Genomic DNA, 14,554 nt, shown 5'->3' on the forward strand with positions numbered 1-14,554 from the left:
ATACCGCCCGCAGCAGCGCGCGGACGGTATTCTCAACGGTTAGCCGTTTTTCATCGCTTCCAGCTCTTCCCAACGGGCGAACGCTTCTTCCAGCGCCCCTTCAGCGGCAGCCAGCGCCGTCAACACCTGCTGTGTTTCACTGTGTGGACGCGTGAAGAAATCCGCGTCGCTCATTTGCGCCTGCAGCGCTTCGATTTCCGTTTCCAGCTGTTCCAGCCGCTGTGGCAACTGTTCCAGCTCGCGCAACAGGTTATAGCTCAGTTTAACCGCTGATTTCTTCGGTTGTTCAGCCTTTTTTTCCGCCGACGGTTTGTTCTGATCGGCCGCGACAACCTGACGGATCGGTTTCGCCGTAGCACGTTGATGATGAGCGTCGTAGTAACCGCCGACGAAGGTGCTGATAGCGCCCTTGCCTTCGAAGATCCAACACTCGGTCACCGAGTTATCGACGAACTGACGATCGTGGCTCACCAGCAGCACGGTGCCTTGATAGCCATCGATCAACTCTTCCAGCAACTCCAGCGTTTCGACGTCGAGATCGTTGGTTGGTTCATCGAGGATCAGCAAGTTGCTCGGTTTCAGGAACAGCTTGGCCAGCAACAGGCGGTTACGTTCGCCGCCCGACAGCGCCTTCACCGGCGTCATCGCGCGTTTTGGGTGGAACAGGAAGTCCTGCAGATAGCCCAACACGTGGCGGGACCGGCCGTTGACCATCACTTCCTGCTTGCCTTCCGCCAAGTTGTCCATCACCGTGCGTTCCGGATCCAGATCGGCGCGATGCTGGTCAAAGTAAGCCACTTCCAGCTTGGTGCCGCAGTGTACACGGCCGCTGTCGGCTTTCAGTTGACCGAGCATCAGTTTCAGCAACGTGGTTTTACCGCAACCGTTAGGGCCAACCAACGCAATCTTGTCGCCACGCTGCACCTGGGCGGAGAAATTACGCACCAGCACTTTGTCGCCAACCTGATAGTTAACGTCTTCCATCTCGAACACGATCTTGCCGGAGCGTACCGCTTCTTCCACCTGCATCTTGGCGGTGCCCATCACTTCACGACGTTCCGAACGCTCGTTACGCAGCGCTTTCAGGGCACGGACACGGCCTTCGTTACGAGTACGGCGGGCCTTGATGCCCTGGCGGATCCAGACTTCTTCCTGAGCCAGCTTGCGGTCGAATTCAGCATTTTGCAGCTCTTCCACCCGCAGCGCCTCTTCTTTGCTCAGCAGGTACAGATCGTAGTTGCCCGGCCAGGACACCAGTTTGCCGCGATCGAGATCGACAATGCGCGTCGCCATGTTGCGGATAAAGGAACGGTCATGGGAAATGAACACGATGCTGCCCTGGAACTCTTTCAGGAAACCTTCCAGCCAGTCGATGGTTGAGATATCCAGGTGGTTGGTCGGTTCGTCGAGCAGCAACACGCGCGGTGAGCTGACCAGCGCACGGCCCAGAGCGGCCTTGCGCAGCCAACCGCCGGAGAGCGAGGACAACTCTGCGTCGCCGTCCAGCCCCAGTTGCAACAGCACTTCGCTGATGCGGCTGTCGAGTTGCCACAACCCCTGGTGATCGAGGATCTCCATAATCTGCGCCATGCGCGTCAGGTTTTTTTCGCTGGGATCGGTTTCCACCAAATGCGAAATCGCGTGATAGGCTTTCAGATGTTCCGCCTGCTCGGCTACGCCTTCGGCGACAAAATCGAATACCGTACCGCCGATATTGCGCGGAGGATCCTGCTGCAGACGCGCCACAATCAGATCCTGCTCGTAAATCACCCGGCCATCGTCCAGCGGAATTTCTTTGCCGAGGATCTTCAACAGCGTGGATTTACCAGCGCCGTTGCGCCCAACCAGACAAACGCGTTCGTTGTCTTCAATATGAATTTCGGTGTTGTCTAAAAGCGGCGCATCGCTGAAGGACAGCCAGGCGCCGGACATGCTGATTAACGACATAGTAATTATTTTCCTTCGCCGGCATGGGTGAGCAGCCAGCAGTTATGAATTTGACGGTTACGGGCAAAGTCCTGCGACTGCGTCTGGGCGGTGATCTCTTTCGCCTCCAGACCCAGTTCGCTCAGGCCGGCCATATCCATCTGGAAACCGCGTTTATTGTTCGAGAACATGATGGTTCCGTTACGACGCAGCAACCGTTTTAAATCTTGCATCAACACCAGGTGATCGCGCTGGACGTCAAAGGTGTTCTCCATTCGCTTGGAGTTGGAGAACGTCGGCGGATCGATAAAGATCACGTCGAACTGTTCGTCGGCATTATGCAGCCATGACAGGCAGTCCGCATGGATCAATCGATGCTGTTTACCGGTCAGGCCATTGACGCGCAGGTTCTTCTCCGCCCATTCCAGGTAGGTACGCGACATATCCACGGTAGTGGTGCTCCGCGCGCCACCCAATCCGGCGTGAACGCTGGCTGTGCCGGTATAAGCGAACAGGTTGAGGAAGTCTTTGCCTTTGCTCATCTCGCCCAACATGCGGCGCGCGATGCGGTGATCGAGGAACAAACCGGTATCGAGGTAGTCAGTCAGGTTAACCCACAGCTTGGCATTGAACTCTTCCACCAGCAAGAACTCACCTTTCTGAGCCAGCTTTTCGTACTGGTTTTTGCCCTTCTGACGCTCACGGGTTTTCAGGATCAGTTGGTTTGACGGCAGGTCCAGCACCGACAACGTGGCATTGATCACGTCGAACAGACGTTGACGCGCCTTCTGCGCATCGACGGTTTTCGGTGGCGCATACTCCTGCACCACGACTTTGCTGCCGTAGCGGTCAACCGCGACGTTGTATTCCGGCAGATCGGCGTCGTACAGGCGATAACATTCAATGCCCTGTTGCTTGGCCCACTTGTCGAGTTTTTTCAGGTTCTTGCGCAGACGGTTGGCAAAGTCTTCCGCCGCCAGCATGCCGCCGGCGCCCTGCGGGTTCTCCGCCAATTGGTAGTTTTTCTGTACGCAATCCAGCGGACCGTTTTTAGCCTTGAATTGGCGTTCGGCGCGCAGTTGCAGGCAGCTCAGCAGCTCCGGCGACGCGCTGAACAGCGACAGTTGCCAGCCGCCGAAGGCGCTCTTCATGATGCGGCCCAGCATATTATGCAACGCGATCAACGCCGGTTCGCTTTCCAGACGCTCTCCGTAAGGCGGGTTGCTGACCACGGTGCCCGTCGGGCCTTCCGGCAACGGGTTGGTCAGTTTGCTGACGTCGGCGACGTTAAAAGTAATCAGTTCGGCAACGCCGGCGCGGCGGGCATTGCCGCGCGCCATCTCAATCACCCGGCGATCGATATCCGAACCGAAGAAACGCGAAGTGGTTTCCTGCAGACCACGGCGCGCGCGCACCTGCGCTTCGGTGATCACTTCACGCCACAAATCGACATTGTGGCCGTTCCAGGCGGTAAAGCCCCAGTGCTGACGGTGCAAGCCCGGCGCACGATCGGAGGCAATCATCGCCGCTTCAATCAGCAAGGTGCCTGAACCGCACATCGGGTCAAGCATCGGCGTGCCCGGTTGCCAGCCTGAACGCTGCACAATCGCGGCCGCCAGGCTTTCCTTCAGCGGCGCCTGGCCGGTCAGATCACGGTAGCCGCGCTGATGCAGGCCTTCGCCGCTCAGATCGAGCGCTACGCTGGCCATATCGCGCTGCAGGAACACGTTAACGCGAATGTCCGGCTGTTGCTTTGCCACCGTCGGGCGTTGGTCGATCTTGCGGGTGAAGCTGTCGACAATGGCGTCCTTGACCTTCAGCGCGCCATATTGGCTGTTACGGATCTCTTCGTTAACGCCGCTGAAGTGCACGGCGAAGGTTTTATCCACGCCAAAAATGTTCGTCCAGTCGATCGCCTGCACGCCAAGATACAGGTCCAGATCGCTGTGTACGCGGAATTCATTAAGCGGCAACAAAATACGTGAGGCCAGGCGGCTCCACAGCAGGCTTTGGTACAGAAGACGATCGTCACCCTGAAAATGTACCCCACCCTGCACCACTTTGCAGGCGTGAGCGCCCAGCGCTTCCAGTTCGCTTTTTAACAGTTCTTCCAGTCCACGCGCCGTGCTGGCAAACAGAGAGTTCATATCGTACTTATCACCAAAAAGAAAATTGTTGCGCATTATAGCTAATCCAGACCGCTTGTCATAAAGTTGCTCCCTTCTATTTAATAATCGTACGGAGATAAGGGTGATTACGCTTTCCAGACTTTACGTTCATCCGGTTAAATCGCTTCGGGGTTTGCAACTTTCTCACGCACAAGTTTCCAGCAGCGGTCTGGCATTCGATCGCACCTTTATGATCACCGAGCCGGATGGCACTTTTATTACCGCACGCCAATATCCGCAGATGGTATTGTTTACGCCTGCACTGCTGGCGGACGGCCTGTTTCTGACCGCACCGGACGGGGAAAGCGCAGCTATCCGCTTCGCAGATTTTGCTGCCGAAGCGCAGCCAACCGAAGTGTGGGGCAATCACTTCACCGCCTTGATCGCACCACCGGCGATCAACAGTTGGCTGAGCGGTTATTTTCAGCGTGAGGTACAGCTACGCTGGCTAGGCCCTGAATTGACCCGAAGAGTCAAAAAACACCCGGAAATCCCTTTATCTTTCGCCGACGGTTATCCTTATCTGCTGATTAACGAAGCCTCGTTCAATGATTTGCAGCAGCGCTGTCCTGGCAGCATCAAACTCGAACAATTCCGCCCCAATTTGGTGGTGACCGGTGCCAGCGCCTGGGCCGAAGACGGCTGGCAGGTGATCCGCGTCGGTGACGTGATGTTCGATCTGGTAAAACCGTGCAGCCGCTGCGTGCTCACCACCGTCAGCACCGAGCGCGGGCGCAAACACCCTAGCGGTGAGCCACTGAGCACCCTGCAAAAATTCCGTACCGCCGATAACGGCGATATCGATTTTGGCCAGAATATGGTGGCACGCAACAGCGGTATTATCCGCGTTGGCGATGCGGTGGAAGTGTTATCTACCAAGCCGCCACGCCCTTATGGCGCAGGTAAAGTGGTCGAAAGCGTGCAGGCGCCGCAAGACAGTGCGCAGAGCGTCACCATCGAATACGCAGGGAAGGTGTTTACCGGCAATAATCAGCAGATCTTGCTGGAGCAGTTGGAACAGCAAGGGATCCGCGTGCCTTATTCTTGCCGTGCGGGGATTTGCGGCAGTTGCCGTATTGAGTTGGTCAGTGGCGAAGTGGCACCGCTGAAGAAAAGTGCGGTAGCGGGCAACGGCACCATTCTTTCCTGCAGCTGTATTCCGAAAAGCGATTTGACGCTGGCGTGATCCGCCTTACACCGCCCTGTCGTAGGCCGGGGCGGAAGCTTCATCCTGCGCACAGGGTTTAAGGCGATCGTGCATCACTTTGATCGCATCACCCAGCACCATGGTACGCCCGGCCAGCGACAGCTGATTTTGCGCCAGCAGACACAGGCTGGCGTTATCGCCGGCTTCCACGACCAATAAACGAGCCTCAGAGCCGCTGTCCATCACCTTCACCGCCGCCAGTTCGCCGTTCTTCGGCTGCAGCGGGTAGTGTTGCTGGGCGAAATGCCAGCTTTTCGGCATCAAGGGTTTCAGGAAGCGATAGGCCACCAGAGCGTTTAATACCAGTTCGGCGCGTTGTTCATGGCTGAGCTTTATCTGTTTGCACTGCTCTTCATAATTAAAATAAAGCGCAGCGTCATCAACGCAAAAGGCGCATTCATCGAAGGCATCCGGCGTTAACATTTTGGCCGGGAAGCGTGAGCGGAAGATCATCCCATTGGCTAAATCCAGCATTAGCCGATCGTGTTCGGCATCAAAATACCAACGCCAATTATCGTCAGGTTTTATCTTCATCTCTTATCCTTCTCGCTGCCCATGCCACACTCTATTTACCCAAAAGGCGATTTTATCACCGATAAAGTAGCTCAAACATCGGATAATTCCGCGAACGATATTTATGCTAGTGGACAAAATATAGACGAGCCGGGAGAAGAAATAAACCCCCGGCTGAAAATCAAAGAAAAAATATTAGATGTAGTTAACGATATCTTTAATCAGGCGCGGGCCGTGGAAGATAAAGCCGGAATAAATTTGCACCAGCGAAGCACCGGCTGCCATTTTTTCGCGCGCTGCGGTCAGAGAGTCAATTCCGCCAACGCCGATAATCGGCAAACGCCCCTGCAGCTCAATTGACAGGCGGCGGATCACTTCAGTGCTGCTCGCCTGCAGCGGACGACCGCTAAGGCCCCCCGTTTGCTCGCAGTAATTCAGCCCCTGGATCAACTTGCGATCCAACGTAGTATTGGTGGCGATCACGCCATCGATATTATGGCGCACCAGGCTGTCGGCTATTTGGATCAATTCTTCTTCAGAAAGATCCGGCGCGATCTTTACCGCGACCGGCACATATTTGTGATGTCGCGCATGCAATTCCTGCTGCTTATTTTTAATGGCGGCTAAAAGATCGTCCAACGCTTCACCATACTGTAGGGATCGTAACCCCGGTGTATTTGGTGACGAAATGTTAATCGCGATATAGCCGGCATACGGATAAACTTTATCCATGCAGATCAGATAATCGTCTTTTCCTTGTTCAACCGGGGTATCTTTATTCTTGCCGATGTTAATCCCCAGAATGCCGCCAAAATGGGATTTTTTAACGTTTTCAACCAGATTATCCACACCCTGGTTATTAAAGCCCATGCGGTTGATCAGACCTTCGGCTTCCACAATGCGGAACAGGCGCGGTTTATCATTGCCCGGCTGCGGGCGCGGCGTCACGGTGCCAACTTCGACAAAGCCAAACCCCATAGCGCCGAATGCATCGATGCACTCACCGTCTTTATCCAGACCGGCGGCCAACCCCAATGGGTTTTTAAAAGAGAGTCCCATGCAGCTAACCGGCTTGGCCGGCACAGACTGACGAATGAGAAATTCTAACGGGGTGCCGGTGATACGGCGAAGCTGATGAAAGGTCAATTCATGCGCACGCTCGGGATCGAGCTGGAACAACGCTTTCCTGATGATGGGGTAGTACATGTACTCTCCTGATTTCCCGGTTGCAAACCGGGGGCCGATTATCCGGCATCCCCTGATCAATTGGAATTGATTAAAAGCAAAAAAAGCGTTTTTTACGCAATCGTTTTCCTTTAACGGCCCCAGATCGCCGCCAATCCGCATTTACGCATATCAAAATCAAAAAATGAGATTTAAGCAACCCGCTCCTAACTGATAGGTTTAAAACAGATCACAAACATTTCCTGATTAAACCTAACTTTTAGTTATAAGGAGTGGCAATGCGCGTTATATCACTGGCCGGCAGCCCCCGCATCCCCTCGCGCTCAGCCGCGCTGCTTACCCTGAGTCAAAACTGGTTGCAGCAACAAGGCGTGGAAGTGATTGCCTACACGCTGCACGATTTCGATGCCGAGGATTTGCTCTACGCCAATTTTAACAGCCCGGCGATCAAAGCTTTTGCCGAGCAGTTGGCCCAGGCGGATGGTTTGCTGGTGTCGACGCCGGTCTATAAAGCCTCGTTCTCCGGCGCGTTGAAAACCCTGCTGGATCTGCTGCCGGAACGTGCCCTGGACCATAAGGTTGTGTTGCCGCTGGCCACCGGCGGCTCGATTGGCCACATGCTTGCGGTGGACTACGCCCTGAAGCCGGTACTGGCGGCGTTGAAAGCGCAGGAAGTGCTGCACGGCGTGTTTGCCGATGATAGCCAGGTGGTGCTGAACGGCGAAGAAATCAACCTGTCTGACGACGTGGCAACCCGCCTGGAAGAAGCGCTGGAAAGCTTTTATCTGGCGCTCGGCCGCCGCAAGCCGCCCACGGTAAAGCTCTCCCCTTCCCTGTTTGCCCGTCAGACCGCCTGACTGAGAAGAGAATAAGGAAAAGGACATCATGATGAAGCGACTTTATTCACTCCGCCGCTGGCTTGGCGCAGGCACATTGGCCGGCATTCTCTCCCTTGCGTGGAGCAATGTCGCCAGCGCGCAGGATCCGGCGCAGTTCCGCATCGGTTACCAAAAAGGATCGGTCAGCCTGGTATTGGCAAAAACCCATCGGCTATTGGAACAGCGTTTTCCCTCGACCAAAATCAGCTGGATAGAATTCCCCGCCGGCCCGCAAATGCTCGAGGCGCTGAACGTCGGCAGTATCGATTTGGGCAGCACCGGCGATATCCCGCCAATCTTCGCCCAGGCCGCCGGCGCCGATCTGCTTTATGTCGGCGTAGAGCCGCCAAAACCCAAGGCGGAAGTGATCCTCGTGCCGGAAAACAGCCCGATCAAAACCGTCGCTGAGCTGAAAGGCCATAAGGTGGCCTTCCAGAAAGGTTCCAGTTCCCACAACCTGCTGTTGCGCTCGCTGCAGAAAGCCGGGCTGCAATTTACCGATATCCAGCCCATTTACCTGACCCCGGCCGATGCCCGCGCCGCCTTCCAGCAAGGCAACGTTGATGCCTGGGCGATTTGGGATCCGTACTATTCCGCGGCATTGCTGCAAGGCGGCGTACGGGTGCTGGGCGACGGCAGTGGTCTGAATCAAACCGGTTCGTTTTATTTGGCGGTTCGCCCCTATGCACAAGCGCACGGACCCTTTATCAGCCAGGTTCTTGAGGTGCTGACCCAGGCCGACGCACTGACCCGCAGCGATCGCGCGCAAAGCGTCACGCTGTTGGCAAACGCCATGGGCCTGCCGGAAAAGGTGATCGCCACTTATCTGGATCATCGCCCGCCGACCGCCATTAAACCTTTGGATGCGCACACCATTGCCGCCCAACAGCAAACCGCCGATCTGTTTTATGCCAACCATTTGGTGCCGGTGAAGGTCGATATCTCTCAACGCATCTGGCAGCCGAGTGCGCAATAATTTTGGAGAACAAGCTATGAGCCTAAATGTATTCTGGTTTTTACCTACGCACGGCGACGGCCATTATCTTGGCAGTACTGAAGGTGCCCGCAGCGTCGATTACGGCTATTTGCAGCAGATCGCTCAGGCCGCTGACCGGTTGGGCTTTGGCGGCGTGCTGATCCCCACCGGCCGCTCTTGTGAAGATTCCTGGCTGGTCGCAGCTTCTCTGATCCCGGTCACCCAACGGTTGAAGTTCCTGGTGGCGCTGCGCCCCGGGATCATTTCGCCCACGCTGGCCGCTCGCCAGGCCGCAACGCTGGATCGCCTTTCCAACGGTCGGGCGCTGTTTAACCTGGTCACCGGCGGTGATCCCGAAGAACTGGCGGCAGAAGGTCTGCACCTGAATCACGAAGAACGCTACGAGGCCTCGGCAGAGTTCACTCACGTTTGGCGCAAGGTGCTGGAAGGGGAAACCGTCGATTTTGACGGCAAACACATTCAGGTGAAAGGTGCCAAACTGCTGTATCCGCCGGTGCAACTGCCGCGTCCGCCGCTGTATTTTGGCGGTTCTTCCGCCGCCGCTCAGGATCTGGCCGCCGAACAGGTTGAAATGTACCTCACCTGGGGGGAGCCACCGGCACAGGTAAGAGAAAAAATTGCCGAAGTGCGCGCCAAAGCCGCAGCCAAAGGCCGTACAGTGCGTTTCGGCATTCGTTTGCATGTGATCGTGCGTGAAACCACAGAAGAAGCCTGGCGGGCAGCCGACCGGCTGATTGCCAATCTGGATGAAGAGACCATCGCCAACGCACAGGCAGCCTTCGCTCGTTTTGATTCCGTGGGGCAACGGCGCATGGCGGCGCTCCACGGCGGCAAGAAAGACAATCTGGAGATCAGCCCTAACCTGTGGGCCGGTGTTGGCCTGGTACGCGGTGGTGCCGGCACCGCGCTGGTCGGCGATGGCCCGACGGTGGCGGCGCGTATGCAGGAATATGCCGATCTGGGCATTGATACCTTTATTTTGTCCGGTTACCCGCATCTGGAAGAAGCCTATCGCGTCGGCGAGTTGCTGTTCCCGCATCTCGATCTGGTGGAAAACGAAGCCCCTGCTCAGCGTCGGCCGGTTAAACCGCAAGGTGAAGTGGTCGCCAATATTTATATTCCGCAAAAAGCGTCGCAAAGCTGAGGAGAAGCGGTATGGCAAACGGCACACAACGCATCCTGCACCGGCTGGCACCCTGGGCATTACCGGTCACGCTGGTGGTTATCTGGCAAATCTCGGTTGAAGCCGGCTGGCTGTCTAACCGCATTCTGCCCGCGCCAAGCGCGGTAGTGACCGCTTTCTGGACGCTAACCAAAAGCGGCGAGCTGTGGCAACACCTGACCATCAGCAGTTGGCGCGCGCTGATCGGCTTTAGCATCGGCGGCAGCATCGGGCTGGTTCTGGGATTTATCACCGGTTTGTCGCGTTGGGGCGAGCGCCTGTTGGACAGCTCGGTGCAGATGATCCGTAACGTGCCGCATCTGGCGCTGATCCCGTTGGTGATCTTGTGGTTCGGCATTGATGAATCCGCCAAGATTTTTCTGGTCGCGCTGGGCACCTTGTTCCCTATCTATCTGAATACCTATCACGGCATCAAGAATATCGATAGCGGCCTGCTTGAAATGGCGCGCAGCTATGGCCTGAGCGGTTTCCGGTTATTTACCCAGGTGGTATTGCCGGGCGCGTTGCCCTCGATCATGGTCGGCGTGCGTTTCGCTCTGGGCTTTATGTGGCTGACGCTGATCGTGGCCGAAACCATTTCCGCCAACTCGGGGATTGGTTATCTGGCGATGAACGCCCGCGAATTTCTGCAGACCGACGTGGTGGTGGTGGCGATTGTGCTGTATGCCCTGCTCGGCAAGCTCGCGGACGTCAGCGCGCAGTTGCTGGAACGCGTATGGTTGCGCTGGCATCCGGCTTATCAACTTAAACCAGGAGAAGCGCTATGACGACTCCCGCCCGTATTCCCCAAGGCACCCCGGTTACCCTGGACTCTATTGCCAAACGCTATGGCAACCGTACGGTGCTGGACAATATTCAGTTGCGCATCAGCTCCGGGCAATTTGTCGCCGTGGTCGGCCGCAGCGGTTGTGGCAAAAGCACGCTGCTGCGTTTGATGGCCGGGTTGGAAAAAGCCAGCAGCGGCGAGCTGCTTAGTGGAAATGCTCCCCTCGCCAGCGCCAAAGAGGATACCCGTCTGATGTTCCAGGATGCGCGCCTGCTACCCTGGAAAAAGGTGATCGATAACGTTGGCCTTGGCCTGCGCGGCGACTGGCGTGCCGATGCGTTGCAGGCGCTGGAAGCCGTTGGGCTGGCCGATCGCGCCAATGAGTGGCCGGCAGCGCTGTCCGGCGGACAAAAACAGCGAGTAGCGCTGGCGCGCGCACTGATCCACCGTCCTCGTCTGCTGTTGCTGGACGAACCTTTGGGCGCGCTTGATGCGTTGACAAGGATTGAAATGCAGGGGCTGATTGAAGGCCTGTGGCAGCAACATGGTTTCACCGTGCTGTTGGTGACGCATGATGTCAGCGAAGCCATTGCGCTGGCGGATCGGGTGATCTTGATTGAAGAGGGCCGTATCGGGCTGGATCTGACGATTGATCTGCCACGCCCGCGCCGTAAAGGGTCGGCCAGATTGGCGGAACTGGAAGCCGAGGTGCTGGACAGAGTGCTGTCACCGCCCCCGCCGGTGGCTGAAAGCCCACGCCGGGCAACGAATTGAAACCAGGGACGGCATGTCGCAGCGCCGTCCCTGGTTAGCTTTTACGCGTCGAGCGCTTTGCTGATTTTCTCGAACAGATCGCCGGACAGGTTCTCCAGCCCTTTCAACTGTTCAAGCGCCTTGCGCATCAGAGCCTGACGCGAAGCATCATAGCGTTTCAGGCGGATCAAGGGTTCAATCAAACGGGCGGCAATTTGCGGGTTGCGCTGGTTCAGATCGCTGAGGATCTCCGCCAGGAACTGATAACCGCTGCCGTCCGCCGCATGGAACGCCGCCGGGTTGGCGGAAGCGAAACCGCCGATCAGCGAGCGGGTGCGGTTTGGATTGCTCAGGCTGAACGAACGGTGCTTCAGCAGGCCGCGTACCTTGGTCAGCACGTCCGCCGCCGGGCTGCTCGCCTGCAACACGAACCACTTGTCCATGACCAGCCCATCCTGATGCCAGCGTTCATCGAACGCCGCCAGCAGCGCATCGCGGCACGGCAACTGCGCCGCTACCGCCGCAGCCAGCGCAGCCAGCGAATCGGTCATGTTGTCTGCCTGACGATACTGCTCAGCCACCAGCCGATCGGCCAGCGCCTCATCGCCAAAGGCCAAATAACCCAGGCACAGGTTGCGCAGAGCGCGTTTGCCGATATCGGCATGATCCACCCGGTAACCGTCGGTTTTGTTGGCGTTATAAACCGCCAGCCACTCGTCGGCCATTTCCTTTGCCAGGCAACGGACAATCGATTCATGCACCGCGGCGATCGCTTCCGGATCGATAGTCGCGAACAGCTCGGCAATCTCGGTTTCCGAAGGCAGCGTCAGGATCTGCGCGGCAAGCGCCGGATCCAGTTTCTCGTCCAGCAGCACGGCACGGAAAGCGTCGGCAACGTGCAACGGCAGAGACAACGGCTGTTTCTGCTGATGCTTGGCAACGTTCAGTTTGATATAGGTAGCCAGCAGGCTCTGCGCCGCGTCCCAACGGGCAAATTCATTGCGCGCGTGCTGCATCAGGAAAGTCAGTTGCTGATCGCTGTACGGGTAATCCAGCTTCACCGGCGCGGAGAACTCGCGCAACAGCGAAGGCACCGGCTTGTGCGCCACACCGTCAAACACGAAGGTCTGCTCGGCTTCAGTGACGTTCAGCACGTTACCGATCGCCGCACCGTCTTTCTGCAGGGCAATCACGTTGCCTTCGGCGTCGTACAATTCGATATCCAACGGAATATGCAACGGCAGCTTCTCTGGCTGATCGGCGGTCGGTTCGGTTTTTTGGCTGACGTGCAGGCGGTATTGTTGATGCTCTGCGTCGTATTCATCGCGAACGGTCAGCAACGGCGTGCCGGACTGGCTGTACCAGCGACGGAACAGAGACAGATCGACATTGGAAGCATCCTCCATCGCCTGAACGAAATCATCGCAGGTTGCTGCGCTGCCGTCATGGCGCTCGAAATACAATTGGATACCCTTCTGGAATTGTTCTTCGCCCAGCAGCGTATGCATCATGCGGATCACTTCGGACCCTTTCTCATACACCGTCAGGGTGTAGAAGTTGTTCATTTCGATCACTTTATCCGGACGAATGGCGTGCGCCATCGGGCTGGCGTCCTCGGCGAACTGCGCGCCGCGCATGACGCGCACGTTATCGATGCGGTTGACCGAACGTGAACCCAGATCTGAGCTGAACTCCTGATCGCGGAACACCGTCAGGCCTTCTTTCAGGCTGAGCTGGAACCAATCGCGGCAGGTCACGCGGTTGCCGGTCCAGTTGTGGAAATATTCGTGGCCAATCACCGCTTCGATATTCAGGTAATCCTTATCGGTTGCGGTTTCCGCTTTCGCCAGCACGTATTTGGAGTTGAAGATATTTAGCCCTTTGTTCTCCATCGCGCCCATATTGAAGAAATCGACGGCCACGATCATATAAATGTCGAGATCGTATTCCAGACCGAAACGGGTTTCGTCCCATTTCATCGAGTTCTTCAGCGAGGTCATCGCCCAATCGGCACGATCCAAATTGCCGCGATCAACGAACAGTTCCAGCACCACCTCACGCCCGGAGCGGGTGGTAAAGCTGTCGCGCAACACATCGAAATCGCCGGCCACCAGCGCAAACAGGTAGCAAGGTTTTGGGAACGGATCCTGCCACTGCACCCAGTGGCGCCCATCCTCCAGTTCGCCCTGGCCTACGCGGTTGCCGTTCGACAGCAGGAACGGATAACGCGCCTTATCCGCCACAATGCGGGTAGTGAAGCGCGCCAACACGTCCGGGCGGTCCAGATAATAGGTGATGTGACGGAAACCTTCCGCCTCACACTGGGTACACAACGCTTCGCCTGACAGATACAGCCCTTCCAGCGCGGTATTCTTCGCCGGGTGAATATCATTGACGATGGTCATGGTAAATTGTGCTGGTAATTTCTCTATAACCAGCTTGTTATCCTGCAACTGATAGGCGCTCCACGGCTGCCCGTCGATCTGAATACTTACCAGCGTCAGATCTTCGCCATTCAGCACCAGCGCCGCCTCGGCAGCGCCCTGACGTTTAATCTTGCTGACTGCAGTGACGCGTGTCGTTTCTGCGTCCAGCTCAAAATCCAAATCAATGTCGGTGATGCTGTAGTCTGGCGCGCGATAATCGTGGCGATACTTCGCCTGTGGCAGTTGTGTCATAAAAACCCTTTGACGTCTCAGTGAGTTACAGGTGCCAGGTTGTCATCATTGGCTTATTTCAGCTGCCGCAGAGGCGCGAAAATGTTGATGATCCTGATTGTAAATAAACTGTATCACAGCCACGAAAAAAGCCTAGAGATGCCGGAGTACTGGAACGGAGAAATCGGAGGTGGATCCTAATGTTGTCGCCGAAGGGCCCATGCCATCAGGCTCCTTCACCTGATGCAGAGCAAAAATCAGCATTTAATGCTAAAAGCCGCCTTTCATAACAGACCGGTCGATACTTCATCGTCATGGGCC

11 protein-coding genes are annotated in these 14,554 nt (G+C 56.6%); 6 read left to right on the plus strand and 5 right to left on the minus strand.

Annotation, left to right across the window (positions count from 1 at the left end; all coding sequences use genetic code 11):
• Window positions 1-39: 39 nt before the first annotated feature.
• Window positions 40-1,947 (minus strand): ABC transporter ATP-binding protein, encoded by a 1,908-nt coding sequence (locus ACUTSW_RS07210; RefSeq protein ID WP_445584038.1) that lies wholly within the window; start codon window positions 1,945-1,947, stop codon window positions 40-42.
• 5 nt (window positions 1,948-1,952) lie between these two features.
• Window positions 1,953-4,073 (minus strand): bifunctional 23S rRNA (guanine(2069)-N(7))-methyltransferase RlmK/23S rRNA (guanine(2445)-N(2))-methyltransferase RlmL, encoded by a 2,121-nt coding sequence (gene rlmKL, locus ACUTSW_RS07215; RefSeq protein ID WP_153034674.1) that lies wholly within the window; start codon window positions 4,071-4,073, stop codon window positions 1,953-1,955.
• A 103-nt stretch (window positions 4,074-4,176) separates the two neighbouring features.
• Between rlmKL and ACUTSW_RS07220 the strand changes: the two genes are divergently transcribed.
• Window positions 4,177-5,280 (plus strand): YcbX family protein, encoded by a 1,104-nt coding sequence (locus ACUTSW_RS07220; protein WP_004942757.1) that lies wholly within the window; start codon window positions 4,177-4,179, stop codon window positions 5,278-5,280.
• A 6-nt stretch (window positions 5,281-5,286) separates the two neighbouring features.
• Here the strand turns inward: ACUTSW_RS07220 and ACUTSW_RS07225 are convergent, their stop codons facing one another.
• Together ACUTSW_RS07225 and pyrD are read right to left on the minus strand one after the other, a co-directional pair.
• Complete coding sequence (locus ACUTSW_RS07225; protein WP_004942754.1) at window positions 5,287-5,835, minus strand: cell division protein ZapC; 549 nt, start codon at window positions 5,833-5,835, stop codon at window positions 5,287-5,289.
• 174 nt (window positions 5,836-6,009) lie between these two features.
• Window positions 6,010-7,020: a quinone-dependent dihydroorotate dehydrogenase gene (pyrD, locus tag ACUTSW_RS07230; protein ID WP_199635131.1), complete on the minus strand. Its 1,011-nt coding sequence runs from the start codon at window positions 7,018-7,020 to the stop codon at window positions 6,010-6,012.
• 257 nt (window positions 7,021-7,277) lie between these two features.
• Here pyrD and ssuE point away from each other — a divergent pair, with 257 nt between their 5' ends.
• The 5 genes from ssuE to ssuB are packed head-to-tail and all read left to right on the plus strand — an operon-like array spanning window position 7,278 to window position 11,597.
• Window positions 7,278-7,856 (plus strand): NADPH-dependent FMN reductase, encoded by a 579-nt coding sequence (gene ssuE, locus ACUTSW_RS07235; RefSeq protein WP_445584039.1) that lies wholly within the window; start codon window positions 7,278-7,280, stop codon window positions 7,854-7,856.
• A 31-nt stretch (window positions 7,857-7,887) separates the two neighbouring features.
• On the plus strand, window positions 7,888-8,853 hold the full coding sequence (locus ACUTSW_RS07240; protein WP_445584454.1) for a sulfonate ABC transporter substrate-binding protein: 966 nt from the start codon (window positions 7,888-7,890) through the stop codon (window positions 8,851-8,853).
• Between the two features lie 16 nt (window positions 8,854-8,869).
• The gene (ssuD, locus tag ACUTSW_RS07245) at window positions 8,870-10,018 is read left to right on the plus strand and encodes an FMNH2-dependent alkanesulfonate monooxygenase (RefSeq protein ID WP_445584040.1); all 1,149 of its coding nucleotides are present in this window, start codon (window positions 8,870-8,872) and stop codon (window positions 10,016-10,018) included.
• Window positions 10,019-10,029: 11 nt separating this feature from the next.
• Window positions 10,030-10,824, plus strand: coding sequence for an aliphatic sulfonate ABC transporter permease SsuC (gene ssuC / locus ACUTSW_RS07250; RefSeq protein ID WP_004942729.1), 795 nt, complete (start codon window positions 10,030-10,032; stop codon window positions 10,822-10,824).
• The gene (gene ssuB, locus ACUTSW_RS07255) at window positions 10,821-11,597 is read left to right on the plus strand and encodes an aliphatic sulfonates ABC transporter ATP-binding protein (RefSeq protein ID WP_004942726.1); all 777 of its coding nucleotides are present in this window, start codon (window positions 10,821-10,823) and stop codon (window positions 11,595-11,597) included. Before ssuC ends, ssuB begins: the two co-directional genes overlap by 4 nt.
• A 41-nt stretch (window positions 11,598-11,638) precedes the next feature.
• Here ssuB and pepN read toward each other — a convergent pair whose 3' ends face one another.
• A complete protein-coding gene (gene pepN, locus ACUTSW_RS07260) occupies window positions 11,639-14,254 on the minus strand; it encodes an aminopeptidase N (RefSeq protein WP_445584041.1) in 2,616 nt (871 codons plus the stop codon).
• Between the last annotated feature and the right edge of the window lie 300 nt (window positions 14,255-14,554).

The organism is Serratia sp. TSA_198.1 (genome assembly GCF_052686505.1).